We start from the raw sequence: 24,674 nt of genomic DNA, 5'->3' as shown, positions 1-24,674 counted from the left end.
ATTTGAAGTATTCTCTTAGTAGATGTCTACTTGACAGAGGTCCAACAGTCATTTTAATTGCAATTTACATATTGTAATGATCGTCAATTAAACTATTAATCTCCTCTATCTCCGAGGTATTTAAAGGTGCTCCACTTAATGAGGTTACTTTTAAAGTCATATTACCAGATATCCCAACGACCTCAACATCGTATTCTTCATTTAGATCAGCATTAATTTTGCTTTTAATAGTCTCAGGATCACTATGAATTGTAATTATTCTTTCGACCACTTTACACCCTCCCCTATTTCTTCCAATAAAAAAACTATTGTTTTGTAAATTACCCACAGTTTCCCAAATCACGAATAATCATATCACCCGACAAAAGAATGGTCTATAGAATCGTATAATAAACATATTGAATTGACCGCATAGTAATCTATTTACAATCGCAAATTATATAACCACGATGAACGTTAGTATCAGATCTAGCCACTACACTTTATCCAACTAAAGCGAATGATGTAAAACGCCCCCACTCCATTTACAGTTGAATAACCTTAATTTATGAGTTTTTTAAAACCTAGGCTTTTATCACTTATAATCCCGCTTCACTGCAATAAAAAAAGGCCATACTCTTAAGCATGAACCTTATCAGAAGTTATCGTTTCACTTAATTTCCATCTGTTTAGTATTAGCATTAATAAATGAATTAATATGCTTAGACTTTTTGACACAATGATTAACGATTATATGCAATCGTCACTTAAATTTAGAATATCATAAAACTCCACTATCCTGCCTGTTAGCTCAATGAATAACTGATCTTTTTGAGAAGATTCCTCAATTGCGGGAAACAATATATGTTCTTGTCCCAAATCGGCAAACGATATAAGTTCTTGTCACTGACTTTTGACAAGAACTTATATCGTTAAAACGGAAAAAGCCGCAGTTATGCGGCTTCTTAAACATATATGTTCTTGTCCTCCCACATCCCCCCATTCCCATGTTTGTGTCGCAAAACGATTATGCACATATGGTTGTGTCGCACCGCTACGTTGCTTTTAGGAAATTTCAATAGTTAGAGACTCACCGTCACATTCACATTAATCCGATGAAAATAAATTTCCTGATAGTTCTTAGATAAGCAACAAAGTGGTCATTTATGGAATATACAAACGACTCTTTTCGCAATGACGCGAACAGAGCCGTTTGTATATTACTTAAGGAATTTGCACTTCAAGCTCACTAAGATAATTGCTCGTGGATACTCCTTTTGGAGGGGCAAATTCGAATTCTACCGAATCGGCATATTTGCCTGTATAACTGACCCGAACTTGCAAAGGTATAGGCGCATGACCTTCCGGTACCCATCTTGCAGATGCTTTGTACCGGCCAATCGGTATACCATCGACTCCGCCACCACCTTGCACGGGACCTCCGCGTTTAACTATCGTTTGGCCGGGATTGCCGTCAATAAGCGGGCCAACAGGCGTTAGTGTCATTTCCAAATCGCTCATATTGAACTCAGGAAGAGACTTGTCAAAAGTGGAAAAGTTAGGATAAATATAGATTTGCCCGTTAAATGTATTCCAGGTAAAGTTCCGAACGGCTCCTTTACTCCCCGTGAGAGGCTGATCCACGTCAGCGTTGAGATGAAAGGTGAACTCTTTTCCATTGAACGATTTCGTAAAGTCAGCTCCCATCCGCCAAGATGTAGCCATTTGGGGCAGTTCAATCACATAATGCCCAGAATCATCGGTAACTGCAAGGATGTTGCTGTCATACAGCAGGGTGTTATCCGCAAAGACCGTAACACCCTGCTGCGGATGACCTTTGGCGTCGCGAACATATCCTTTTACAATAAAAGGTTCAACCTCCTCAGTGGCAGGTGCTGGAGCGGGTTCCGGAGCAGGTGCCGGGTCGGGAGTGGAAGCCACACCCCCCTCTTCGATCTGAATCGTCGCAGCAGTGCCACTACTGGAGAAGGAGACTTGGTAACCGCTGTTCTCTGCCACAAATCGCAATGGAACTAAGGTACTACCGTTAATAATCTGCGCGGGAATATCCATGCTTACAGGATTTCCATTGACCTTGGCGGTAGTGCTGTTTATCGTTAGCTCGATGGTAAGGCCATCCTTCGTTCCGATCGCCTGTTTCACCGTTCCTGTGTCCTCCCACTTCACTGTAAAACCTAGCGTTTCGAATAGCTTGCGGAATGGGACCAGCGTCGAACCATCCTTCAGGATTGGCCTAGCACTGTCGAACTGAAGCTCCTGTCTCTTGAAGAACACTTGAATTGCTGGGCCATCTGCCGGAGTAGGTGATGGAGCCGGGGCAGGCGTTGGTGCTTGTGGTGTTGAAGGTGCAGGCACGGGTGCTGGCGATGTACTCGGGCTCTGCGATGGGACTTGTGTCGATTCCGGTGATGTCGGGGTCCCACCCGATGTCATCGGTTTTTTATATTTAATCGGTTTGGAACTAACCGTGCCTTGTGGAGTTTCGATTTCCAAAACATAATACTGTGTCTCTTTAATCGTGCCGTTGTCACTTGCATACAGGTCGAAGGTAAGCTCACCTTCAAAATAACCGACGGGTTCTTTCACATCCTTACGAAAGCCCGGGTTGACAATAATATATTCATGAGTAGTGCCGTTGGCTGTTGTAAACGTTTTGTCCTGTACCATGCCGAGCAGCCAGCCGGTGGTCACGCGGTTCGTTCTCCACACACCTTGATAATTATCTTTGCCATAATCATCGGTCGAACGCAGTACAACAGCGTTGATTGTCGTCTTCTGGGCAAGGCTCAGCTGCAGCATGAAGTGACCGTCCTTGTTACCCTCAGGCGTAAAATCTGCTGAGCCTACAACGTCAGATGCCGTATCAAGCAGATTGAACTCCTTAATCTGTACGCCTACGGGAGGCGTTTCCCCAAAGGCGCCCGCATATCCATTAAACGCAAGACAACCTGCCAGCAGAAGGGATAGCACCGAAATTTGCATCTGTTTGTTAAATTTCAATATCATTCATTCTCCTTTTCCCTAATTTGTCGCTCGGTTAAGCTACCTCAGGTTTTGCCTCAGGTTTAGCAGCAAACATTTCCTTCGTTTTCATTGTCGAAGACAGTTCCGGCTTTGCTTCGGGTTTTGCACTCACCGCTGCAGGAAAAGCGATGGCTGCAAGTAAAACAGCCCCTAACACTAACTTGAATCCTTTGCTCATCGCAACAACCTCCATCCTTTGGTTTCTCTTACTACATTCATCTTACATTGGGTACGACTGGGTTTCATGAGTTATGGCCGGGAAATAAAATGGGAATAAAATAGGATCATCCTGGGAATGGGTTTGGGAATGTATGCCATAACTTTTACATTAAAAAACCCGTCCACCTTAAAGCGGTACGGGAGTTTTTTCTACGGATGAAGTCTATCTCATTAAAGAAGGTGAATCGACAATACGTGCTGTGCTTACCCAGCCTAATCCTCACGTGATTTTTGAACTAATCGTTTGGCGGCATTACGGTCTGTAACCTGAAGCTTGTTCAATATATTAGAGACATAATTGGCCACCGTCTTATTGCTGATATGCAGCCTGGCAGCGATCTCAGCGTTGCTGTCTCCCTCCGTGATTCGCTCCAATATTTCCATCTCGCGCTTGGTGAGCTCCGAAAAGGCGGGATTATCCGCCGGAACGGTATGGGGTTGGGAGAAATAATGCATCATCCGTCCGGCAATATCCGAACTGAACACAGCACCACCGCTGCCTATCATTCGAATGGATTGCAGCAGTTCCTCCTCATCCGAATCCTTTAGGACATATCCTTTGGCACCGACACGCATCGCGGTAAAAACCGACTGGTCATCCCTGAACATTGTCAGGATCAGAACCTCGATCGCCGGATGCTTCTCTTTAATCTGTCGCGTTGCTTCGATACCGTTAATACCGGGCATCCGGATATCCATTAGCACAAGATCGGGCTGCAGACGATCTACAAGCTCTAGCGCGTCTTCCCCGGATGCTGCCTCCCCAACGATTTCAAGATCGTCTGTCGTCCGCAGTAAATTTCGTACACCGCTGCGAAATAACGGATGATCCTCTGCAATAACAATCCTCAACACCGTTCTCCTCCTTCTATTAAATCGGCAAAATGGCAAGCACGCGTGTGCCGCCCTGCTGCAGCCGTTCTATCGAACATTGTCCGCCTAATTCCGCCGCTCGTTCCCGTAAGGATTGAAGGCCAATCCCCCCCTTACCCGGAAGCTGCTGCGCATAAGACGGCGGTAGGCCTGTGCCGTTATCCGTCACTTCAATCACCAATTGCTTAGTCGCTGATATATGAAGCTTAATTGTACAATCGGTTGCTTGACTGTGCTTAATTACATTGACTAACGATTCTGTAACGATACGGTAAGCAGCCACCTCCACCGCAGCCGGTAAATCCGGAAGTTGTGGAGGCTCGAGCAGGCGGATGTGAGTGGGAATCGTCCCGAGTTCATCCGCGAGCAGTCTGGCCGGCTTATTCAGCTCGCTGACTCTCTCTTGGATCGCACTGATCAAACCAAGTTCATCCAGAGAGGGCGGCCGCAAATCATGAACGAGTGTACGAATCTCATCCACCGTCGCACGAATAACTCGCCTAAGGTCTCCCAGCATCTCTATGGCAATATCGGGCTTTTTGACGACATATTTCTCGGCCGTAGCCACATTTAGCGCTAACGCCGCCAGCCGGGGAGCCAGATCATCATGCAGATTTTTTCGAATTTGCCTGCGTTCCTCCTCCCTGGCGAGCACCAGCTTTTCCCGGGATTCCTGCAAATCCTTCGCAAGGAGCTTCATGCCAAGTGTCATGTTCACATTCTCAACGATCGGACCTGCTTGGTGCAGCAGCACATCCAGAAATTTATTGTCTTCAGATGAAAAGGCTTCTCCAGGCGAGCGGCTGGACAAGTAAAGCATCCCCAATTGCTCTCCACGGTGAATGATCGGAAAGGGCCGCACCTCATGGATCAGCACTCCAGCCGATGCGACAAGAGCGTCCTGCCCTCCCATTCCTAGTGCAATGCCTGCATAAGGCAAGCGCAGTGATTCCTTTACTGTAGAAGCGAGAACTTCCAGCATAGCCTCCGGCGCCAAAGGTTGAACGAGCTGGCTACCGAGCTCCAGCAAAACCGCATAAGGATCGTCGTGGCGTCCTTTCATCGTGCGATTCACGAGCCGCTGAAGCTTCTCCTTAAGCGGAGCGAACGCAACCGCCACCACTGCCGTCGACGCCAAGGAGATGAACAGATTATCCTTTGTCTCGAATAAGTGGCTTAAGTAATAGACCGAAAAAATATAGATCGCCGCCACACAAAGGGATAAAGCACCATAGACCAACGTTCGATTGACCAGTGGATCAATGTCCCACAAGCGATGCCTCAGAACTGCCATTGTAAGCGTGAACGGAATAGCGAGTAAGCTCAAATTAAGAAACGCATTGAGATACACATAGGTCATCGCACTTCCGTCATTCATGCGCGGGTCGAACAAAATACTCATCCCGACAAAACCGATCATGCCTATCGCTAACCCATATACCACCCATTTGGTTTGTTGGCGCTGCGCCGGCGAGGATACTTTCAGAAACCGGTATATTTGCGAATAAATAAGAATCAGTGTCGAGGACGTATACCACAACAACTTAAGGTAAGCAGAAATTTCAAATTTATTCCATATACTTCCTTGATTAAAAAAACTGCTGATATCCACGACCGATATGAATAGGAAGACCACGATGGTCCATCTTGGTACAAACGAACCATTGGGAAAAAGCAAAAATAACAGTGATAATCCGATCCAGCCGAGAGACGCGACAAATGAGAACCACCATTCCTGCCAAGCAATCCCTTGTGAAGAGACCCAGGTCAACGAAGGGAAGGAAGTGCCGAACGCAACCATTGCCAAGGCGGCCAATATAGCCATCGGTTCGCGAAATCCTTTCCAAAAGATAAGCAGTGCCGCTGCATAATAAACAAACGTAAAAATAACATCAATGCATACGAAAATTAATGCATACGTCTCCAGAGTCGGATGAATTGCTCCGGCATGTTCAAGAGGCATTGCCGGCACCCAGTTGCCGCAGCCGTTAACAATACACGTTGAAACGAGCTGTTGGTAGTATTTGGGTATGCCAGCCGAATATAACACTACAGTAATTAGGGAAAATAGGACCGGTAGAAGCTGGAGGTAGAGCAGTTGTCCCCTCTTGTGCAGCCGTGGTGCGGTTTCTGCTGTTCGCTCATCGATCCGGGCTTGCGGTTGCGGCATAAGTCCCCCTTAGCTTTTATACTCAAATCTATTTTTATTATATCGAGCCACATGCAGCTTGAATATGGAAAAAACGTAATTTCCCGGCTGGCTCCCGGTTTTCCCAAAAATGTCCCAGTCTTGTTTCCTTAAACATTGTGTGAACACTACCCTGTTTTCCGTGATGTTCAAACCTCTATAATCAAGCTCATTAACGTACTTACAGGAGGTTATAATCAAATGAATGAAAAACGAGTTGTTCAATGGTTAGGTATGATTTGTCTATTGGCAGGCATCTCCCGAATGGGGATGACGCCAACTTCGATCATTTGGGGAACAGACAGTTCTCCGGAGCTGATCTTCGGGTTCGTTGCAAGCATTCTCATGTCTGTCGGTACCATAGCTACATTTATAGTCCAATCAAGGGAAACCGGAATGATCGGATTTATTACAGTTCTTGCAGTCATTATCGGCAATATCGCGACAACCTGCATGCTGTGGTCTTCCTTTCCATCTGTCCATACGTCATTGAAGCCTGACGGTATCGCTTTCCAAACCTTGCACATGCTTGTTGTGATTGGATTCACGGGGGGGACATTATTATTTACGTTTCTAACCTACCGAGCACATGTATTTCCACGCTGGATCATCACGTTGCTGGTTATGATGTTATTATCCATGGTACTGCCGATCGAAGACAACAAATATTTTGCATTCTTCTGGGGATTAGCTTACGTGGGTATGGGCTACGCCATATGGACAGATAAATTAAATTCATCGGAGGAAACTTACAAATAAGACATCAAGGCTGTCCCAAAAGAAATTTTCATAACTTTTGGGACAGCCTCTTTTTAGTTTTGCATTATCCTGCAGTTACTTTAATGAAAAAGGGAGCAGCTGCCGACGGCAACCTGCTTTCTGAATGATTGAACTATCGTTTCCCGTTAGCGGAGAAAGTTGATTTTTACCATCAATCAATGTCTATTTCACTTAAAGGCATTACAACCACTTTAAACAAAGCAATTGTAACGACAATCATTAGAAAGACCAGCAGTACATGTTTTTTTAATAACCATCCTGCATCCATATAATGTTTGAACGAACGGTAGAGAACTGTATACAACGGCAGGATTGTTGCAGTTAGAGCGAAAAAATATATAGGTCCATTTGACCATAATGGTGTTAAATAGCTATAACCAAACCATATTAACGCCATCCATATGGTCAGCAAAGTAACCCATAAGAATGAATTTTTCAAAATAGTTTCTTTCGTATTAACCGATAAATTCCAATTGCATTTTTTACAATGACCTACCTCTATGCAATTACGGCATAAATATTGGTGACACTTAGAACATTTACGAATTGACTCAATATTCTGATGTGTGGAGCACATCATTTAACTTCCATCTCCTTTCTACAAAATACACACAATAGTCTAGACGCTTCTCACTAACCGTTAGTTACACTATTCTGCCCGTTAACTTAACGAGGCTGCCGTGCTGGTAGCCTCATCATGATGTTGCTATATGTTTAGAATCAGTTATTGTCCCCATATCCCCATTGCTCCAGAAGCCATTTATTTTCTAAAATATCCTCCTCAGTTAATCGGCCCAATTTCAGTTTAGCAAGGAGAACGAGTTCTTTACGACCTGTGTACTCAAAGTCCTTGTAGATGTCCTGGTTCTTTTTATGGAATAGGTGGATACGCTCGGTTAGATCGTAATATGGCAATGTCGCTTGTTTCCAATCCAAAAACGCTTGATACAACGGATCCAGGGCTTGTTCAGTTACTAATTTGTGATACTCATCAAGAAGTTCACGTTCTTGCTGTTTCTTTTGTTTAGAATTAAGCTTGTCCTCCACCTTGTTAATCTCCTTATTCTGAATTTACCTATATCTCCCAGTTAGCTCAATAAGCTTGGTCAATCTCAGCCTCGTTGCAGGACTTTGTGAAGCATATGTGGTTCATCTTTTAACAAGCAACTAATAAGCTTCTCTCCATAGATAGTTATTGTTTCTTCCCATGGGTGACCTAAAATACCCCATGAAAAATCCCTAGCAAGAAAGAAATGATAATCTCCATCTGGATGAATGGAAATTATCCAATCTCTATTTTCTACTCTCAAAGGCACATGTCTTGGGAACTCCAATCGTGCTTCCACTAAATAACAATCATGTTGCCAATCTAAAGCGTAAATAAGCTCCCCAGGCTGGGTGCATTGTTGAAACGCTATAACGGATTTGTCCTCGAAGTCTCTAATGAGTTCTTCTGTGTAATGGTTAGATATATCGTATTTGATGGACGGGCTAGGGAGTCTGTACGAAGGATATATTATGGTGCTGGGTTTAAAATGAAAATCCCTATACAATCTTGACCACACCATTTCCAACTCGTCTTCTTCTAATAAAGTCCAGCCGCTCATTCTTACACCCCTATTTTGATATGTGTCCAACACATAAAACGCCCTTTAACAAAGTATATCAAAAGAATCGCTTATTGCGTTAAACTGCCCGTTAGTTCAATAAAAAGAACGCTCCCGCGCCTTCGCTTTGGCTACGTCCTCCTCATTATATTCCATTTCCAATCACCTATTAAAGAACGTACGCGGGTAGCATGTAGTGCTTAAACAGGGGACTTATCTTAATCTAAGCACTAAGAAAATACTTTATTTTCACAGTCTACAATTATATTTTCTTAGTCTAATACTTTATTTTTAGGTCTAAAACTTTAATTTCCTTTTACAAATAGCCTTGAAAAAGAAAGAGATTCCCTAAGATGTAGCTGGTTTGAGGAAGTATATTGGGGAATTCAGGATTATTTAAGTAATCGCAATGTTTAGGCTAGATATAGCGATTGTTAGGCTAAGGATCTTTTTTTTGACTTTGTGTCTCTCGCTCACTTACCATTCTTGCTTTTAAAACCTTTATTTCTACGATATCACTGACCGGAGCGCGTTATCAAAATTCCGGTACTACCTTATAAGGGGAACTCACCATGAATAATAACAGTAACAAGAACCGCCGTTGGATCCGCCGGGTATTACGATACGGCCCGCCAGTTCTCAACTTCATTGTGGTACTCATTAAAATGTTTTTCTCTTAGCTTAGCCTCCGCCTTGCACGGACATATGTATCAAATTGCTTTATTCTGTGATGATGTTCGTCTGACAAACAGAAAAGCCCTAATTTTCCGTTTTCGCTTTTCTTTCGAACTGAACTTCGATTAAGAAAAAGAAATGAATTTTAGTAGGGCCTTTTCTATGCGTCTGAAAGGACTTTGTTGGCAGACATGTACACAAAAAGTGGGTGTTTTGTACACATGTATGAGAATATTGTTCTAAAAGGAGCAGAACCAACCAACTAAAATATTTGCTAAAGACGTAAACAGAGCGTAATCCAATATGATTACGCTCTGTTCGTTCAAATTATTTTATAAATCAATAATTTGAAAACATTATATAAGTCTGGTTTATTTTTTTAGATCAACAGTTCTTGTTTCATTATCCCAAGAGACATCAAAATTATAAAAATTTGATAATGCCCTAATAGGAACATAAGTAGTACCATCAATGATTTTTGGTGCTACCTCTAAGGTAATTTGCCCAGCAGTAGTTGTATTAGTTTCAATCTTTTCATCGCCTGGTTTCAATATAAAATATAGATCGCCATACTCTAATCTTACTTTTCTTGTTAATTCGTCAAATTTAAGCTCTGAATTCATGTTCCCCTCAAGAGCTGTAGTTACAACATCAAATATTGGACGGAGAGGAACTAACACGTTACCCTGTTCCATAATTGGAGGCTGAGAAAAACTAACGGGTTTTCCATCAATAGTTACACGAATAGATGATTCCACAGACTTACTATCAACAACATGCACTATCATTGTGACAGAGCGGCTCGTATTTTTAGATGTAACTAAATAATAATATCCAGTAGTGGAGAAGCGATAATTAAGTTTTTCGCTTGGATCATCCCCTTCCCCGTTCCAAATATGATCGGAATCACCTACCCCTGTAAAGTTATAACCTTTCCCATCCACTGGCACACCATTTTTCACAGCATTGGGATTGAAATTTGACGAAATAACTTTATAGAACTGAAGAACAGCAGATCCATGATCCGCACCGTATAAATAAAAATCCGAACCTTTAGGAACCGTATATAACGTAATTGTATTCGACATAGTAGACTGTGAGGTGAGATCGCTAAACGAGTATGCAGAGAAACCGCCGTACAAAGTACCAGACGAAGAGGCACTCACTGTAACTGTAGTAGACAACAATAGAATAAGTGCAAAGAATAAACTTAAATAAGAACGTGTAACCATCAAACCTGTTTCCCCCCGAAACGTAAATTTAATAAGAGATGCTGAATACAGAAAGAATAAAGCCCAACAAATAGCACCCTTGAGAGTCGAGTATCACACAGGAAGTCGAAAATTGTCAATAGAGGGAAATAGAAGGAACAACAACGCCCCCCAAAGGGGAGTGAAAGAGTACCAAAGTAAAATTTCGAAAAGCCTTTATCTCCTTGAGGCTTTTTATTTTTGCCTTCAATTCAAGACATATGTATAAAAACCATTATTTTGTGAGGATGTTACCCCGTGGCGTCTACAAAAAACGCGATAACGCATCAAACAAACAGAAAGGCCCTATTTTACCACTTTCCCCTTTCTCGTGAATAACTTCGACCAAGAAAAAGAAAATGGCTTGTAGAGCCTTTCTTATGCTTCTGTAGAGGTTTTATTTGTGGACATGCACACAAAAGTAGGTGTTTTTTTCAAACGCCCTTTATTAAGCTATCGTTCTCAGTTAGCTTAATAACTTGTTGCAGTTATTTTCTGTATTCATTTAATTTAAATGCCTGATTTAAGCAAGCAAGTTGATTTAATTTTACCCCCATCTTATCGTTGAACACTTTGAAAATAAGTATCGCTAAGTCTGTTTCAGAATTACACAACGAGGATTTCTGTGCAATTTCCCTTATTTCAATGCTATATTCGTCTTCTGGAGCACCTCCTGCTAAAAGACCAATAGGGTCCCATTTATTAATTACTTGCGTTAGAAGCTTTATATCTATGTTCACCTATTTATCACCTTTTGTTTTTAGTTATCCCACAGATTCATTTCTGTCGGTAGCCTTCCTAGTTTATTGTGCTATCGTTCCCCGTCGTAATGACTCAAAGGCCCTCAAACTGACTTCCATGTATTTTTTCGAACTCAGACTTAGTCATACCAAAGTGCACCTCATCGTAATACGATCCATTAGTGTAAACCATATTTCTTAGTTGCCCTTCTTTAGCAAAACCTAGCTTCTCATGCAATGTAAGTGACGCTTTGTTGAAAGAGTAAACATGAGGCGTTACTTTTTGATAATTCAATTCATAAAAATAAAATCTTAGAACTAGGGTGATCATTTCTTTTGCATATCCGTTAGAGCGATGTATGGGAGCGACCGCTAGTCCATATTTGAATGTCCCATTTCTTCTGTTACATTCAAAAGTATCAATGGTACCAATCAATTCGCCTTGTAGATTCTCTGCAATAAAGCGGAAGGAGTCATCACTTCTTGGTTTTTGTTCGTTGTTCAACCATTCAAGTCCTCTTTCATCGGACTGCGGCCAATATATTGCATCAACATTCCTAGAAACTTCATCGTCAAATGATCGAAATAAAGAAATATCGGTAGTTTGTATCGCTCTTAAACTAAGGGAGGGACCGTTCCAATAATTTAGTGCCATAATCCTAGTACCTCATCTCGTGGTTTTAGCTGATTCTGGAAATTGTATTGTCAGCACATATTGTGTTTCCTTGTTCAATTATCCTGCCAGTTAGCTTAAAGCTTACTTATATCGTCTCTCATCAATTCTGTTCTTTGCTAATGTTCGTATTTCTTCGTCCTCATCGTTTAGTAAGATTCTTAGAACTTGAAATGTCGCTTTTTTATTATAGACAATACGTTGTCTGACTGATCTATCTGAGTCTTTTGCCAGTTTTAATTGCAATTGTTCAGGTAGTCGATTTTTTGATGCAACGTTAAATCTAACCCTTTCATCTGCATCGTCAGCGAGAATTTCCAATATCTCAACAGGAATTGATTTATTATGTGCTACCCATTCACTCATATCAGGGTATTTATTAATTACTTCTAACCAAACCTCAAAAGGTGCATCATCCCATGCCGCTTTCAGATACTCATCCATTTTTTCACTAATTCTTAATCTAACAAATTCTTCAGCAGAATTAATCATCTCTCAACCTCAATTTGCCGATTTATTTCCTATTTTATCATAAAGAGTTTTGAACTACGCTGCCCGTTAACGTAATGAAGCTGCCAATCCGTACCGGTAGCTTATTCAATGATGTTTATTTAACAAACTATAGTTCCTCGTTAGTTTAGCGACGACACCTGTTAATTAAGCACGAAATAGAATATCAATATCCCCATCTACAAATCCAATTCCAATGCACTTTTGAGGATGTTTGCATACTCTCCTTCTTTAAGATAACGTTCTACTAACTTCGTAATGTGATTTAAACCTTGTTCCCAATGTTGAATATCTTCTGTTCTTTTTATGTAGCAAATATCTTCTCCCGAATTAAAATAGTCGGTACAAGCCCAATCTGAGTCATTCTCATCGAATTCATCTGAACCAATTAATTGTATGTAGTATGTATCATCTGAACCTTCGTATAAGTTATAATTGAATGCTTTTATTCCTACAGGAATGTCTTGCTCTAAAATCTGATTTAACCAATTTGAAAACAATCTATAATTCTCCATATACATTCCCCCACTTTTAATAAGAGTGTTGTTAATTATGATGTTATATCGTGAAGTTATATAATTCAACTCTTCTGCCCGTTACTTCAATGAAATCAAAAAAAGAGCTGCTTCAATGCAGCTCCTGCGCTATAGTTTCCCGTTAGCGGAAAATTATGGTCGAAAATTATTTCATTGTAAATCCTCCAATTGCAAATAACACACCTAGTAACATCAATACAATACCACTAGCAATTGAATTGCTTCTCAGTCTTATTATATTTCCTACTTTTGTTTCTATTTGATCCCCAATCAAATTTCCATCCCAGTTTTGGAAACAGAACATAAAATAGTCCACCAACTAAAAGTAGCAATCCAACTATTAAACCAATTAGGTAATTGGGATTCATTTACACACACTTCTTTCTAAACCAGGTTGAAGTAACGTTCTAAGTTAGCGTAATGAATGGTCGACCGAGCAGTATTAGTTAATTGCCCTTAATTGGATATTCATTGATTATCATTTTTATTTCATCCATAAGTTTTAATAAGTATGACTGTTCTGAATAAATTGAAATTCTAATGACGCTCCATCACCGCTTGGAAAGGTAAGTCTAGCTTGCCATTCTAGTTTCCCAAGCTTATCTATCTTATCTATAGTAACTTTAATATCCACATTGCTTTCTAAACCAACCAATGAAGCTGATCCCGACATCTTCTATACATTTGAACTAGTTCATCATAGAACAAAGCCAACTCATTCGTTCTTAGATCTGTTGGAAACTTAATAATGAAGCGAGGAATTTCACCTCTGACTTCACAAATCAGCCGAAACCAACCGCTCCATACTGCTAATGCAACCCAAACGGCTATTACGTGCGTCTGGATAGCTCGCGCTTCGGAGAAAGAGTGTTCCATATGAAGCTACTGTGATCTCCCAGTATTTGCAACCAGAACCGGTGCACGAATAATGCGCCCTGATCCAAAGAAATAGTCCCCCTTTACGTAAATCCTCATGATAAAGGTATGAGAGTACGGGTGGTACCCTTTCCTACGAAACTTGGAACACACTACCATTGTACCACTACATTGTGAGTTTATCCCCTTCCCCATTACTCAATTGGTCGACCAATTTGTACAATCGATGGCATCTTTCTTTGTTAAGGAAAAGAAAGCATCATAACGAAATGTAAATCTTACCACAAATAAACATAATGGGACATCTGTCGTTCATACGCTTTCTTAGGGTATTAACCATGAGGAGGTCCCGACTTATATGCCAGAAAAAATAAAACTGCAAAAATTTCTCGATAAACTGCCGATTCTCGAAACTATTCCCCCAGTCAAACGAGACAAGAAAGGCTCGTATTATGAAGTAACCATGAGGGAATTTACCCAAAAACTGCATCGTGATCTCAAGCCCACCCGCTTATGGGGCTACAACGGAATGTACCCGGGACCGACCTTCGACGTGATGAAGAATGAAACGACATATGTAAAATGGATAAATGACCTGCCCACCAAACATTTCCTCCCTATCGACACGACCATTCATGGTGCTGACAGAAATCTTCCGGAGGTTCGGACTGTGGTTCATGTCCATGGCGGGAAACAACCGGCCCATAGCGATGGGTACCCTGAAGCCTGGTTTACGAGAAATTTCGAACAAACAGGACCTCTGTTTGAAAGAGAAGTCTATGAATATCCGAACCTTGAGGCCGCACCATTATGGTATCATGATCACAGCATGGGAATTACAAGATTGAACATGTATGCGGGGCTTGCAGGATTTTATATTATCCGAGACAAATATGAACAATCACTGAATCTGCCGAGGGGAGTATATGAAATCCCACTTTTAGTTCAGGATCGCTCGTTTAACCCGGATGGTTCGCTCTATTACCCTAGCACGCCGGATAAAAAGAACCCTCGTCTTCCTTTTCCCTCCATTGTCACCCCTTTTGACGCAGACACAATTTTGGTAAACGGGAAAGTGTGGCCCTATCTCGAAGTGGAACCAAGAAAATACCGGTTTCGTATTTTGAACTCCTCCAATAGTCGAGCCATTACGTTCAAACTGGACTCTGGACAGCCATTGTTTCAAATTGGAACCGATCGCGGATTATTGGAGAGACCAGTGAAAATGAATGAAATCCTTCTCCTAACTACCGAGCGTGCGGATGTGATCGTCGATTTTTCTCGATCCTTTGGTAAGTCGATCGTTCTTAAAAATGTATTCAAGGGCGCCTCCCCTGAAACAACCGATGTGATGCAGTTCAGAGTAACCGTTCCGTTAAAAGGCAAAGATACCAGCTCCCTGCCGGAGTATTTAACGAAAATTGATTTTCTTTCAAGAAAACAGGCAAGCAAGACTAGAGATTTAACACTTGTCAGAGTGGCGGATGAATATGGAAGATCACTTAATTTATTGGACGGTAAAATGTGGATTGATCGAATCTCCGAGAAAATAGAGTTAGGTACTGTTGAGATATGGCGGTTAATCAATGTTTCAGCGGATGACCATCCCATTCATTTACATATCGTTGACATGCAAATTCTTGAACGCCAGCCTTTTAACGTTGCTCATTTCCAAACGACAGGAAAACTTAAGTTTACAGGACCTAAGGATCCGCCTGAGCCTAACGAAAGGGGATTTAAAGATACGATTCGTGCTCCCGCCGGTCAAGTCACTTCATTTATAGCGAGTTTCGGTCCCCTCACCGGACGATTCGTATGGCATTGTCATATGCTCGAACATGAGGATTACGAGATGATGCGACCGTTTGAAATCCTGAAGAAAAAGAATAAACTAAAAGATATAATAACCCGAATAATTTACCCTTCACGGTTTCAATGAAGAAATGATGTGACAATAATAACCTGTGACGTGTACATAGGGTATAAATATGGTTTAACTAATATGCTCTAATTTGGCGCATACCTTATCATCGCATCTTAAGAAGAGGAATCACACCGAGAATAAATGTGGCAACAGAATTAAACACAGGCGTATTTGATACGTTATCTGTATTAGCTGATGGTTTTCCGTTTTTCCTTCTTTTAGGTCACACTTGGGCAATAGTCTACATATAAATGACTATTACTATTTGGAAGGAGTGGTGACGATTGCCTTCAATTATCGGGAATTTTAAAATCAATAGCGTTGGCCCCAGTTCCAATGTCAATAATGGAGATGCAGCTATTATCGTCTTATCAAGCAGTTCCAAGAACAATGGGGGTTCGGCCGCGTTTTCGCCGGGAGATGCCTTCTTTAGCCCAGCAATTCATACGAACGAAAGTACGAATACAAACGATCCGTCTCTTGTCGAGGGCACCATTGGCAGAGTTGTGTGATTTTGTATCTATTGACATCGATAAAGGTCTTGTTTGCAAAAGAATCGCAGCAGGTCCTTTTCGTTATTCCTTACCGTATATCGATCGGCAAGTTTCCTCCAAACGTCTCTGTAAAGCGCTACTCTATGGTGAAATGTGGCGAGAATTCCGCGACCATCCGGGCATATTGCCGGTAGTGATCCGTTCATGAGTCGTCTGCCTTCCGCGACCGCCGCCTGTTGCCCCTTCTGTTCATTCATGATGTCGACCTCCATCAGTGTCGTACTAACTACAGGCTTAACATAGGGATCAATCACACCATCTATTCTACCGGCCGTTACCGATTGTGATAGTCTTCGTCGTACAACAGCGGCGAAGGATCGACATGCCGTATGCCGAGCGTGACCGCTTGAAAGTCGACCAGCCGCACATCGTCCGATGTCCGGTTGCTCATGATCGTGAGCTTGAAGTCGATGCTGCCTTCATCCCCACTGGGCGGATATTCGCTGAACGCCCGCCACAGCCGAGAAGTCAGGTTGCAGACCATGGAGGCGTTCGTATTATACCGGCCAATTATCCAGTTGTTGGAAATATCGTACAGCTTGGTCAGCTCCATCTCAAGCGGTGGGAGGAGCGTAATCGGCAAGGAAGGCCGGAAGCTTCGCTGAGATATCCGGTACGAATAAAGACTTTCGAGCTGAATCTTCTGCGTGTTATTCGGCTCGCATCCTGCGAACAGCGCCTTGAAGAAAGTGCTCAGATGTTCCTCAAGCGGCATGACGCCGCCGCTGACCTCGGCAATTTCGATCCGTTCGGTCCGCACCAGATAAGGCTTGAGAAGAAGGGCCATTCTTTTTTCCCCGGTCTGATAGACATATGCTTCAGAGAGCGGAGGGACATCGATCAACTCCTCGTTGCGCGTAATATACGAATACAGGCAGGCATTCTGATTGACAACGATGTTCAGATCAGGCAGCACCACCTCCCGCTCAGGCTTGGTCTGCCCGTCGTAGGCTGAAAGCAGCGCCGTTCCGGTCTCCTCCTGAAAAGCGTACTCGTACGGTATTCAGCTTGGTGTAGGAGTCCGGGTTCATATGGCCTATGACCCCACGCAGGATCGACCGGTAGCCTTTAATAACGACTACGGGCGGTTTCATGCCGTCCGGCGGCGGCGTAAGCCCTTTCAGTCGGACAACCAGGTATGCGTGCTCCCCTACCCGATCTTCATCCAGGATGCCTGTTTCGGATAAGTGGAAACGGTATCCGTCGTCCGCCAGTAATTTAGCGGGTTCCGGTTCGTTATCCCAGCAATCAGTGACGAGATTCGCCATTGTCAAATAATCCTGGAAGATCCGTTCAATATGCTGCGTCCCGCCGTTAGCAACTTGCGGAATTTCCGTAAGCTTGCCGATCTACTCGTTAAGATCATGTTCCAGCGACCCGAAAGCGTCGTTAAATCTCGCTAGCTGGGTGCATAAATCGGCCTATCGGCGAACGCGAGGGGTTCCATGATCATTTCATTGAACTTGACGTGAAAATAAATGCGGTCCTGGGTGTTGTGCTTGTTGCGCCTGTACTGTGAAACGATAGTCCCACTTCAAAAGATTGGCTAGCGGCCGCTGTTTTGCGGAAACCTTTAGCGGATCTACGAACGACTGCGTTACAAATTGCGGCTCTTAGGCAGGATGAGCGGAACAGGAAAGCAACAGAGCGGCCGGTATAACGCCCATTCTTGATGGGCGTTTTCTTGCGGAGGAACAATAAAATGCAGCCACGACGACGCTTGATATGCATCCTCCTGCCGTTCCTCCCCAAACCGCAGTACCTCGATCTGATGCTCGATATGCGTCGGCAGGTAGCCGACATCAAGCTCCATAAAAGGCCGAACCGTATTCTCGCCCAGCAAAGTCACTGCGCCTACTCTGCTGCCCGAGAGCACAAACTGGACAAATCCGCGGTTCATCTCGCCTTCGTCCGACCTCTCCATCGGGAGCCGCGCATTGGTGAGCGCAAAACCGGCTGGCAGGTGATCACCCGTTTGGCCTGGCACGATCGACCCGTACAGACGGCATAGCACAGCTGGATGCTCCTTATCAGCCGCTCCGCTGCTTTGTGCCGCTTCGAACAGAATCGCAGCACCGATCGAATACGCATTCGATAACTCTTTAAGCAGTCTTTGCCTGTAAATTTCGCGTACATGTGCAAGGCTACGCCGCCCGGATGATCGTCGCGGTACACATAATCGAGCAGCCCGGAGACTACCCCCGCCAGTCTCTTCTTAAGCGCAATCATCTTCTGACTGTAATGACCGTAATCCCTACAACTATATTTTCAGTCTAATACTTTATTTTCATTTAACATGAGCAACTCAACTTCGCTACAATGTAGGCTGATTTGTGTCACTAGTCGATAATGTAGGGGGATTTGTGCATTTTCAAATGACACAAATCCCCCTACATAAAAAATAAAAAGCCTGATTCTTCAAGCTTTTCTTCGATATGTTATGTAGGTACATTTGTGTCATTGGACATATTATATGATGTCATACATTATAAAGTGAATTTCTTTTTATAAAAAAATAAGTTGTTTTTTCCCCTGTAAAAAAACGAAGCACATTTTTTCATATATCGATAAAAGACAAGAAGTTGTTTAGCTTCTCACACTAGCCTAAGCTAAGCAATCTGCTCAAGCACCTCAGCGTCTGGCAGATTACTAAAGAAGGTCGCCCTCTCTCTTCCGCTTTATCGAGAGAAGACGGGCCTTATACTTTTAAGTTGTTTGCTTTCTAAAATAGATTTAGAATAACCGTTTCTTGCTACCTCAATCATAGTTTTTCCCAGTTGTTCAGATGTAATAACGCTGTTCAATTTCATTAGTATTGAATTAAAAGGCTTCATTACAATATAAAGTAATTGGTACCATTTTGTTTTTGATTTCACACCGTGCAATGGAATGATGACACTTGGGCGAAACATATATGCCGCCTTAAATGGAAGACGCAATAAAGCGTTCTCGGTTTTTCCCTTCACTCTTGCCCACATCGATCGCCCTTTTTCGGAACTGTCTGTCCCACTTCCTGAAACATAAATAAATGTGAGTTGAGGATTTAATCTTTCCAAAGTTTTGGCAACTGATAGTGTGAGATCATAGGTTATTCTTGTATATTCCGCCTCCGTCATACCTGAAGAAGATACTCCAAGGCAGAAAAAGCAAGCATCAAATCCTGTTATTAAATGCTCAATTGACGACAAATCAATTAAATTATTTAGCTCAATTTCATTTAGTTTTTTATACTGCTGACCTGTACGATTTCGACCAATCGTCAAGATTTCCTGGACATTTTCATCAAGTAAACATTCTCGCAATGTACTTTGTCCAACCATACCTGTAGCCCCAAATATAATAACCTTCAATATAGATCCCCCCTTCTTGTAAGAAAAGCTGATTTTCCTGTCATATAAGGAGAGGCCGGATTGGCCAGCCCCTATTGATAAAGGATGTTTTACGCCTACTCAAATGTAAGTCGTACTTTATTGATTAATGATCTCAGTTAGCTTCCTTCTAACCGTTTCAGAATCCTCGTAACCAAGGGAGTTGGACAGGTCACGATAGGCGTTGATCTGTTGTTGAAGTTCAGCGACCTTCTGCTCTGCACCAAAGACTGCATCTGCACCAGCCAAAAATCGAAATGGGGGTTCATCTTGACTTGCGATGGTTATAAGTGCCTTTGCAAGCTTGGAAGGATCACCCGGTTGACTACCTTTTTGTGCTTCCCAGAATCCTTGAGATAGCGCACCGCGCTCTACGTAGTCATCGATTGACAATTCGGACCATATTGTTGTTTCTGGCTCCAAGAAGCTTGTACGGTATAAACCGGGTTCGACGATTGTGGTTTTGATGCCAAATGGTGCAATATCATAACGCAACGATTCTATCCAGCCCTCAACCGCGAACTTCGAAGCCGTGTAAGCTGAGCTGTACTCGGCTCCCATCAATCCGGCTAGAGATGAGATTGTAATAATATGTCCAGAACGAGCTTTTCGCATCACTGGCAAGACAGCGCGGGTGACGTTCATCGGTCCGAAGAGATTAGTCGTAATCTGACGTTCGATTTGCTGTGGTGTCAGTTCCTCAAAGTATCCCGCATAGAAGCTTGCAGCGTTGTTGACCAACACGTCAATGCGTCCAAATCGATCAACTGCCAATTTGACGGCGGCTTCGGCATCTGTTGAGTTTGTAATATCCAGTTTAACGATGAGCAGATTTTCGGCATCACCGAGCGCTTTGGCTACCTTATCCGTATTACGACCGGTGGCGACAACTTGGTAACCTTCGGCAAGGGCAGCTTTTGCAAACTCCACGCCCATTCCACGTCCAGCGCCTGTAATAAACCAAACCTTTTTATTGTCAGTCATATTTATTTCCTCCCAGATTCTTTTTTTCGATCAAATTTATCTTGTTGATGTATACATTGATGCGATACCGCACATCTGTATATAATATAAAATGAATACAGATTGTCAGCAACGATCAAATGCATGCTATTTGTGCCTTATCGCACAAGCGGATTAAGATTGTGCAGTTATTTTAAGAAAGTATGGTGACTACCCTAATGTCAACGATGGATAGAAGAATACTGAAATCTCAAGAAGCAATAAAAAGCTCTTTTATTGAACTCATGCTTGAAAAAAATTTCGATAAAATTACGATTCAGGAAATTTCTGATAAGGCCAATGTCGGGCGAAGGACTTTCTATGACAACTACATGGATAAATATGATCTTCTGGATAAGATAACCGAAGAACATATCAACGAACTGAAGAGACGCTGCGAATCTGCATCTCATTTGACTTTTAAAGATGCGAATATCACTGTATTCGAATACCTTAAAAGTAATGATTCATTCTTTTCAACGATGTTAGTAAGCAGTGCTGCTCCTTCTTTTCGCAGTCTCTTCCTTGAGTTTGTCATTGAAGAATTACAGGGGGAGGTAGATACAACGCAAGGAATAAATAAAGGATTAAGCAAAGATGTGATTCTTAAATTTTTAGGAACAGCGATCGTTGGAATGATGGAAACGTATTTCACGAAAGAACTACCAGAACCGCCTCAAGTGATAGCGGAACAAGTGGGGATTTTGCTGGATAGGAATCTTTAGCATTAGAATAGGCTTAAATGAGAATATAATTCAACTGCGGGTAACGATATTAGTTGTTGTCCTCAAATGGCAAACGATATATGTTCTTGTCATTGACTTTTGACAAGAACATATATCGTTAAAATAAAAAAAGCCGCAACTACGCGACTTTTATTAAATACATTCATTGATTTTAACAAAGTGAATATATCATAGTTAAGTATAACGTTCTTTATTCACGAACCCGAGAACCTTAAGGCAACTTGTTGCCGGCCGCGATGCGGTTAGGTTCGCAGTGGTTGTCTGCCTGTTCCACTTCCCCGAAAAACCTCTGGCAGACCAAGGGCCGAATGGCCCGCAGCGTGAATACGCTGTTATCTGATGCCGGTGCCTTCCCTGATATTACGTCCAATATTTCTCTTCAATTCTTTCTTCTTCTATCCTTAAATCAATATATTCTTGTTCACCAATAATTTCTAGCTTTCCTGAATTGAAGAATTCTAATAACCTCTTGCCTTCTTCAATATACTCTTTACGATCTTTTTCAAATTCTTTTCTGTTACTTTCGATATCTAATTGAAAATCGTAGTCGTATACAATATATTTAAGAAATGAGTATCCATTACAATATTCTCTATAGATCTCTCGGCAGGAACTGATTAAATCTTCTTCAATAAAGACCATCCGATTTAATAAATCTCGGATCTTAAAGTCTTCAATAGACCTAAAATCGAGAATTTTAATTAGCAATGGTTCTAACTCATCAATTACAAATTTTGAACTGTAATTGAGATTAATTATCTTAAAATATGTTTGTTCTCCCAGAGTCTCTTCAAGAAATTCATCATTATTATAAATCCAATACTCAAAATCCTGAATTCTTACTTGGTTACGTAAAACAGAAATGAAATAATCATTAATTTCTTTATTCATTTTTCTTCCTTTCGCACCGGTTTCACATAACGTTCTCTGTATTCACGAACCCGAGAGGCTTAAAGGAGCGGAGCGACTGGGTCCGTCAGGACTTAGCCTCGCTGCCTGAGACCACTTCCCCGTAATGCCTCGGGCAGACCAAGGTCGGCGTAGCCGGCCGCAGCGTGAATACGATGTTAGCAGATGTTAATGCCTTCATTGAATGTCCCAACGTATTCAGTTGTACTTGAATTTTTTCTGTTTAATTTTGTTCAGTCTTTCAATCCTAATTGCAGTAAGTTTATCTTTATATCGTTGTTCATCAAGCTTTTTTCTACTTGCTCTTTCTATTTCTAATTGATCGCCTTCCATGCGAAATGTGTCTACGTTATTACGGAAATACACACCGTCATTCTGAACAGGGAGGAAAAACGTGTCCTCCTTCACTTTCAGACGTGCAGCAGGGATTAACCTGGTCATTTCACTCATCCTAGTCGACGCTAATTCCTTTTTATATGTACGCTGATTCGTCTCACATGCCTACCTTGCCTGTAACGATTAAACGCCCCTGACAGCGTTTCGCTGCACAGGGGCGGATGCGATTTCCATTGATTTGAATAAATAATTTGAAACGATGGTGTTACCGGCAGTGAAAGCCGCCGCACCGCATGCCACCGCCGAACCCGCCACAAAAGCCACCACAAAAACCGCCGCCGAACCCGCCGCAAAAACCACCACCGAACCCGCCACAAAAACCGCCGCCGAACCCGCCGCAAAAACCACCACCGAAAAAGCCGCCACCGCAGAAGCCAACGCATAGCCGTGAAGGATCTGCGGGATTCACGCCAATGGGGTACTGACCCACCGGATACTGGCTTTGTTGATTCCAAGGTGTCATATCACCAGTTTGAAACTGGGAAACGCTCAATTGTTGAAGATCATTTTGGAATTCATTCATTTTGAAAATCTCCTTTTCGTTTATTAAACATAATTCTAATTTATGGCATATCTCCGCTTTTGTTACTGATGAAAGCGCCCATTTTATGGGCATTTGTACCAAATGTAGACCGAGCGAACACTTCCCGTTCCTCATTTTTTCACGTCATCAGTTGGTCATGGTTAACTCGGTCTAAGAATTTGTTCAAATCGATGCCAACGACAATACGATATCTCTTTCGAAACTTTTCTCGGGTTCTACCTAGTCTCATTACCGGTAATGCATGATCCTCATTGTTTTTTGATGGTGAGAAAAATGTGCGACCTCTTACGAAAGAACCTAGGTTCTCGTCACACCCCAGTACGGTCCTACCCAAATGGTACTCATGCTAATCAAAATAAAACCTTAAACCCAACTGCTATTTCGGGAACCGATAACATTAATTGGGGATAGCAACCTGACAATACCGTTGGGACCGTTTACTTTGTAAGTGTTGATATGACTGCTGCTTTAAGAACAACTTTTGATTCTAGCACATGGACTATGAACTTTAATGTCAATTCGTGGGAATACTATAGACCACAAACCGATAATCGGTCCATTTTTTCCGAATCGTGCTCAAGTAACCTATCTTTACACTTATAATGATCCGCTATACTCCAATGACCATTGGCTCCTCTGTCTTACATTTGGTGAATCCTGCGAATTCATGAGTCTGAGTGAGTAAACAATGAGGGAGCAAATGCATCACTTAGTCTACGACATTTATCATGTTCGCTACAAAGTTGGTTAATTTGTGTCGCTACATTAAAATAAAAAAGCCTGATTTCTCAAGCTTTTCAAATCAAATTATATAGGCATATCTGTGTCATTGGACATTTTTTGTATAATGAGCATTTTTCAGAATCCTGAGCCTTTGATACGCAAGGATTTTCCGGCATAAAAAAGGGACTTCACCCCAACTTGGAGAAGTTTTCAAGTGACTAAACAAGAAAACCCAAAGGAGTGAAGTCACTATGTATATTCTCCAAGAAAGTCTGTTTTCCTTTGAGGATCTGCGCCATCGATCGCCACATTAAGCCGCGTCTTTGCAGAGCTTACCAAGAAAAGCTTGGCCAAGCGCATTGAACGATGCAACTCCAGATTGAAAACCTATCTGGCCGCTGACAGTATGCATGTTTGGGGCATTGAAAAAGTGACGGCCTGTCAATATCTCAATGCAATTGTGCTACTCGTATCGGCCCTTTCCGTTACCGCTAAGAAGAAGCAAGAGGCCGCTTAAAAAATGAAGTTCCCAGAAATTCTGCAGGGCTGCCCTTTTT

27 protein-coding genes and 1 pseudogene are annotated in these 24,674 nt (G+C 42.3%); 5 read left to right on the top strand and 23 right to left on the bottom strand.

Annotation, left to right across the window (positions count from 1 at the left end; genetic code table 11):
• Window positions 1-64: 64 nt before the first annotated feature.
• The 5 genes from GC093_RS05010 to GC093_RS04990 all read right to left on the bottom strand — a co-directional run bounded on the left by GC093_RS05010 (window position 65) and on the right by GC093_RS04990 (window position 6,286).
• Complete coding sequence (locus GC093_RS05010) at window positions 65-271, bottom strand: hypothetical protein (RefSeq protein ID WP_171650766.1); 207 nt, start codon at window positions 269-271, stop codon at window positions 65-67.
• 932 nt (window positions 272-1,203) lie between these two features.
• Window positions 1,204-3,000 (bottom strand): stalk domain-containing protein, encoded by a 1,797-nt coding sequence (locus tag GC093_RS05005; RefSeq protein ID WP_246313489.1) that lies wholly within the window; start codon window positions 2,998-3,000, stop codon window positions 1,204-1,206.
• Window positions 3,001-3,037: 37 nt separating this feature from the next.
• The gene (locus tag GC093_RS05000; RefSeq protein ID WP_171650765.1) at window positions 3,038-3,202 is read right to left on the bottom strand and encodes a hypothetical protein; all 165 of its coding nucleotides are present in this window, start codon (window positions 3,200-3,202) and stop codon (window positions 3,038-3,040) included.
• Window positions 3,203-3,456: 254 nt separating this feature from the next.
• Window positions 3,457-4,095, bottom strand: a complete 639-nt coding sequence (locus GC093_RS04995) for a response regulator transcription factor (protein ID WP_216624505.1) — start codon at window positions 4,093-4,095, stop codon at window positions 3,457-3,459.
• A gap of 19 nt (window positions 4,096-4,114) precedes the next feature.
• Entirely contained in the window at window positions 4,115-6,286 is a 2,172-nt protein-coding gene (locus GC093_RS04990) for a GAF domain-containing sensor histidine kinase (RefSeq protein ID WP_171650764.1), read from the bottom strand.
• A gap of 219 nt (window positions 6,287-6,505) precedes the next feature.
• Here GC093_RS04990 and GC093_RS04985 point away from each other — a divergent pair, with 219 nt between their 5' ends.
• The gene (locus tag GC093_RS04985; RefSeq protein WP_171650763.1) at window positions 6,506-7,063 is read left to right on the top strand and encodes a hypothetical protein; all 558 of its coding nucleotides are present in this window, start codon (window positions 6,506-6,508) and stop codon (window positions 7,061-7,063) included.
• A 172-nt stretch (window positions 7,064-7,235) separates the two neighbouring features.
• Here the strand turns inward: GC093_RS04985 and GC093_RS04980 are convergent, their stop codons facing one another.
• The 9 genes from GC093_RS04980 to GC093_RS04940 all read right to left on the bottom strand — a co-directional run bounded on the left by GC093_RS04980 (window position 7,236) and on the right by GC093_RS04940 (window position 13,951).
• Window positions 7,236-7,496, bottom strand: a complete 261-nt coding sequence (locus GC093_RS04980; RefSeq protein ID WP_171650762.1) for a hypothetical protein — start codon at window positions 7,494-7,496, stop codon at window positions 7,236-7,238.
• Window positions 7,497-7,804: 308 nt separating this feature from the next.
• Window positions 7,805-8,131 carry a hypothetical protein gene (locus GC093_RS04975; protein ID WP_171650761.1) on the bottom strand — a complete coding sequence of 109 codons (327 nt, stop codon included), beginning with the start codon at window positions 8,129-8,131 and terminating at the stop codon, window positions 7,805-7,807.
• A 65-nt stretch (window positions 8,132-8,196) separates the two neighbouring features.
• Entirely contained in the window at window positions 8,197-8,691 is a 495-nt protein-coding gene (locus GC093_RS04970; RefSeq protein WP_171650760.1) for a DUF2716 domain-containing protein, read from the bottom strand.
• 1,046 nt (window positions 8,692-9,737) lie between these two features.
• The gene (locus GC093_RS04965) at window positions 9,738-10,598 is read right to left on the bottom strand and encodes a copper amine oxidase N-terminal domain-containing protein (protein WP_246313502.1); all 861 of its coding nucleotides are present in this window, start codon (window positions 10,596-10,598) and stop codon (window positions 9,738-9,740) included.
• 506 nt (window positions 10,599-11,104) lie between these two features.
• The gene (locus GC093_RS04960) at window positions 11,105-11,356 is read right to left on the bottom strand and encodes a hypothetical protein (protein ID WP_171650758.1); all 252 of its coding nucleotides are present in this window, start codon (window positions 11,354-11,356) and stop codon (window positions 11,105-11,107) included.
• Between the two features lie 94 nt (window positions 11,357-11,450).
• The gene (locus GC093_RS04955; protein ID WP_171650757.1) at window positions 11,451-12,011 is read right to left on the bottom strand and encodes a GNAT family N-acetyltransferase; all 561 of its coding nucleotides are present in this window, start codon (window positions 12,009-12,011) and stop codon (window positions 11,451-11,453) included.
• A gap of 102 nt (window positions 12,012-12,113) precedes the next feature.
• Window positions 12,114-12,521: a hypothetical protein gene (locus tag GC093_RS04950; protein WP_171650756.1), complete on the bottom strand. Its 408-nt coding sequence runs from the start codon at window positions 12,519-12,521 to the stop codon at window positions 12,114-12,116.
• A 197-nt stretch (window positions 12,522-12,718) separates the two neighbouring features.
• The gene (locus tag GC093_RS04945) at window positions 12,719-13,054 is read right to left on the bottom strand and encodes a hypothetical protein (RefSeq protein ID WP_171650755.1); all 336 of its coding nucleotides are present in this window, start codon (window positions 13,052-13,054) and stop codon (window positions 12,719-12,721) included.
• 663 nt (window positions 13,055-13,717) lie between these two features.
• Window positions 13,718-13,951, bottom strand: coding sequence for a hypothetical protein (locus tag GC093_RS04940; RefSeq protein ID WP_171650754.1), 234 nt, complete (start codon window positions 13,949-13,951; stop codon window positions 13,718-13,720).
• Between the two features lie 358 nt (window positions 13,952-14,309).
• Between GC093_RS04940 and GC093_RS04935 the strand changes: the two genes are divergently transcribed.
• Window positions 14,310-15,890, top strand: a complete 1,581-nt coding sequence (locus GC093_RS04935) for a multicopper oxidase family protein (RefSeq protein WP_216624504.1) — start codon at window positions 14,310-14,312, stop codon at window positions 15,888-15,890.
• 269 nt (window positions 15,891-16,159) lie between these two features.
• On the top strand, window positions 16,160-16,387 hold the full coding sequence (locus GC093_RS04930) for a spore germination protein (RefSeq protein ID WP_171650753.1): 228 nt from the start codon (window positions 16,160-16,162) through the stop codon (window positions 16,385-16,387).
• A gap of 8 nt (window positions 16,388-16,395) precedes the next feature.
• Here the strand turns inward: GC093_RS04930 and GC093_RS04925 are convergent, their stop codons facing one another.
• From GC093_RS04925 to GC093_RS04900, 6 genes are all read right to left on the bottom strand, one after another.
• A complete protein-coding gene (locus tag GC093_RS04925) occupies window positions 16,396-16,683 on the bottom strand; it encodes a hypothetical protein (RefSeq protein WP_171650752.1) in 288 nt (95 codons plus the stop codon).
• Between the two features lie 20 nt (window positions 16,684-16,703).
• Window positions 16,704-17,345 carry a hypothetical protein gene (locus tag GC093_RS04920; protein ID WP_171650751.1) on the bottom strand — a complete coding sequence of 214 codons (642 nt, stop codon included), beginning with the start codon at window positions 17,343-17,345 and terminating at the stop codon, window positions 16,704-16,706.
• 10 nt (window positions 17,346-17,355) lie between these two features.
• Window positions 17,356-17,523 carry a hypothetical protein gene (locus tag GC093_RS04915; RefSeq protein ID WP_171650750.1) on the bottom strand — a complete coding sequence of 56 codons (168 nt, stop codon included), beginning with the start codon at window positions 17,521-17,523 and terminating at the stop codon, window positions 17,356-17,358.
• 503 nt (window positions 17,524-18,026) lie between these two features.
• Window positions 18,027-18,353 (bottom strand): hypothetical protein, encoded by a 327-nt coding sequence (locus GC093_RS04910; protein ID WP_171650749.1) that lies wholly within the window; start codon window positions 18,351-18,353, stop codon window positions 18,027-18,029.
• A 754-nt stretch (window positions 18,354-19,107) separates the two neighbouring features.
• The gene (locus tag GC093_RS04905; RefSeq protein WP_171650748.1) at window positions 19,108-19,779 is read right to left on the bottom strand and encodes an NAD-dependent epimerase/dehydratase family protein; all 672 of its coding nucleotides are present in this window, start codon (window positions 19,777-19,779) and stop codon (window positions 19,108-19,110) included.
• A 117-nt stretch (window positions 19,780-19,896) separates the two neighbouring features.
• Entirely contained in the window at window positions 19,897-20,781 is an 885-nt protein-coding gene (locus GC093_RS04900; RefSeq protein ID WP_171650747.1) for an SDR family NAD(P)-dependent oxidoreductase, read from the bottom strand.
• 197 nt (window positions 20,782-20,978) lie between these two features.
• Here GC093_RS04900 and GC093_RS04895 point away from each other — a divergent pair, with 197 nt between their 5' ends.
• A complete protein-coding gene (locus tag GC093_RS04895) occupies window positions 20,979-21,524 on the top strand; it encodes a TetR/AcrR family transcriptional regulator (protein ID WP_171650746.1) in 546 nt (181 codons plus the stop codon).
• A gap of 381 nt (window positions 21,525-21,905) precedes the next feature.
• On the opposite strand, the gene GC093_RS04890 is transcribed toward GC093_RS04895, so the two are convergent.
• The 3 genes from GC093_RS04890 to GC093_RS04880 form a co-directional block, all read right to left on the bottom strand.
• Window positions 21,906-22,436: a hypothetical protein gene (locus GC093_RS04890; RefSeq protein WP_171650745.1), complete on the bottom strand. Its 531-nt coding sequence runs from the start codon at window positions 22,434-22,436 to the stop codon at window positions 21,906-21,908.
• Window positions 22,437-22,652: 216 nt separating this feature from the next.
• On the bottom strand, window positions 22,653-22,895 hold the full coding sequence (locus GC093_RS04885; RefSeq protein WP_171650744.1) for a hypothetical protein: 243 nt from the start codon (window positions 22,893-22,895) through the stop codon (window positions 22,653-22,655).
• A 160-nt stretch (window positions 22,896-23,055) separates the two neighbouring features.
• Window positions 23,056-23,466: a heterocycloanthracin/sonorensin family bacteriocin gene (locus GC093_RS04880; protein WP_246313482.1), complete on the bottom strand. Its 411-nt coding sequence runs from the start codon at window positions 23,464-23,466 to the stop codon at window positions 23,056-23,058.
• A gap of 1,009 nt (window positions 23,467-24,475) precedes the next feature.
• On the opposite strand from GC093_RS04880, the pseudogene GC093_RS37045 reads away from it, so the two are divergent.
• Window positions 24,476-24,634: pseudogene (locus GC093_RS37045) on the top strand (transposase); the annotation flags it as partial.
• Between the last annotated feature and the right edge of the window lie 40 nt (window positions 24,635-24,674).

It is taken from the genome of Paenibacillus foliorum (assembly GCF_013141765.1).
Lineage (GTDB): Bacteria > Bacillota > Bacilli > Paenibacillales > NBRC-103111 > Paenibacillus_S > Paenibacillus_S foliorum.
Note: the sequence above shows the minus strand (reverse complement) of the source record. Positions and strands in the feature narration are given on the sequence as shown.

What these genes read in the sequence shown, in the direction of transcription:
- GC093_RS05000 (WP_171650765.1), bottom strand. Translation starts at nt 3,202, where the DNA reads ATGAGCAAAGGATTCAAGTTAGTGTTAGGGGCTGTTTTACTTGCAGCC.
- GC093_RS04990 (WP_171650764.1), bottom strand. Translation starts at nt 6,286, where the DNA reads ATGCCGCAACCGCAAGCCCGGATCGATGAGCGAACAGCAGAAACCGCA.
- GC093_RS04985 (WP_171650763.1), top strand. Translation starts at nt 6,506, where the DNA reads ATGAATGAAAAACGAGTTGTTCAATGGTTAGGTATGATTTGTCTATTG.
- GC093_RS04970 (WP_171650760.1), bottom strand. Translation starts at nt 8,691, where the DNA reads ATGAGCGGCTGGACTTTATTAGAAGAAGACGAGTTGGAAATGGTGTGG.
- GC093_RS04965 (WP_246313502.1), bottom strand. Translation starts at nt 10,598, where the DNA reads ATGGTTACACGTTCTTATTTAAGTTTATTCTTTGCACTTATTCTATTG.
- GC093_RS04955 (WP_171650757.1), bottom strand. Translation starts at nt 12,011, where the DNA reads ATGGCACTAAATTATTGGAACGGTCCCTCCCTTAGTTTAAGAGCGATA.
- GC093_RS04950 (WP_171650756.1), bottom strand. Translation starts at nt 12,521, where the DNA reads ATGATTAATTCTGCTGAAGAATTTGTTAGATTAAGAATTAGTGAAAAA.
- GC093_RS04945 (WP_171650755.1), bottom strand. Translation starts at nt 13,054, where the DNA reads ATGGAGAATTATAGATTGTTTTCAAATTGGTTAAATCAGATTTTAGAG.
- GC093_RS04940 (WP_171650754.1), bottom strand. Translation starts at nt 13,951, where the DNA reads ATGGAACACTCTTTCTCCGAAGCGCGAGCTATCCAGACGCACGTAATA.
- GC093_RS04935 (WP_216624504.1), top strand. Translation starts at nt 14,310, where the DNA reads ATGCCAGAAAAAATAAAACTGCAAAAATTTCTCGATAAACTGCCGATT.
- GC093_RS04915 (WP_171650750.1), bottom strand. Translation starts at nt 17,523, where the DNA reads ATGAAACCGCCCGTAGTCGTTATTAAAGGCTACCGGTCGATCCTGCGT.
- GC093_RS04910 (WP_171650749.1), bottom strand. Translation starts at nt 18,353, where the DNA reads ATGGAGAGGTCGGACGAAGGCGAGATGAACCGCGGATTTGTCCAGTTT.
- GC093_RS04900 (WP_171650747.1), bottom strand. Translation starts at nt 20,781, where the DNA reads ATGACTGACAATAAAAAGGTTTGGTTTATTACAGGCGCTGGACGTGGA.
- GC093_RS04895 (WP_171650746.1), top strand. Translation starts at nt 20,979, where the DNA reads ATGTCAACGATGGATAGAAGAATACTGAAATCTCAAGAAGCAATAAAA.
- GC093_RS04890 (WP_171650745.1), bottom strand. Translation starts at nt 22,436, where the DNA reads ATGAATAAAGAAATTAATGATTATTTCATTTCTGTTTTACGTAACCAA.
- GC093_RS04885 (WP_171650744.1), bottom strand. Translation starts at nt 22,895, where the DNA reads ATGACCAGGTTAATCCCTGCTGCACGTCTGAAAGTGAAGGAGGACACG.
- GC093_RS04880 (WP_246313482.1), bottom strand. Translation starts at nt 23,466, where the DNA reads ATGCCCATAAAATGGGCGCTTTCATCAGTAACAAAAGCGGAGATATGC.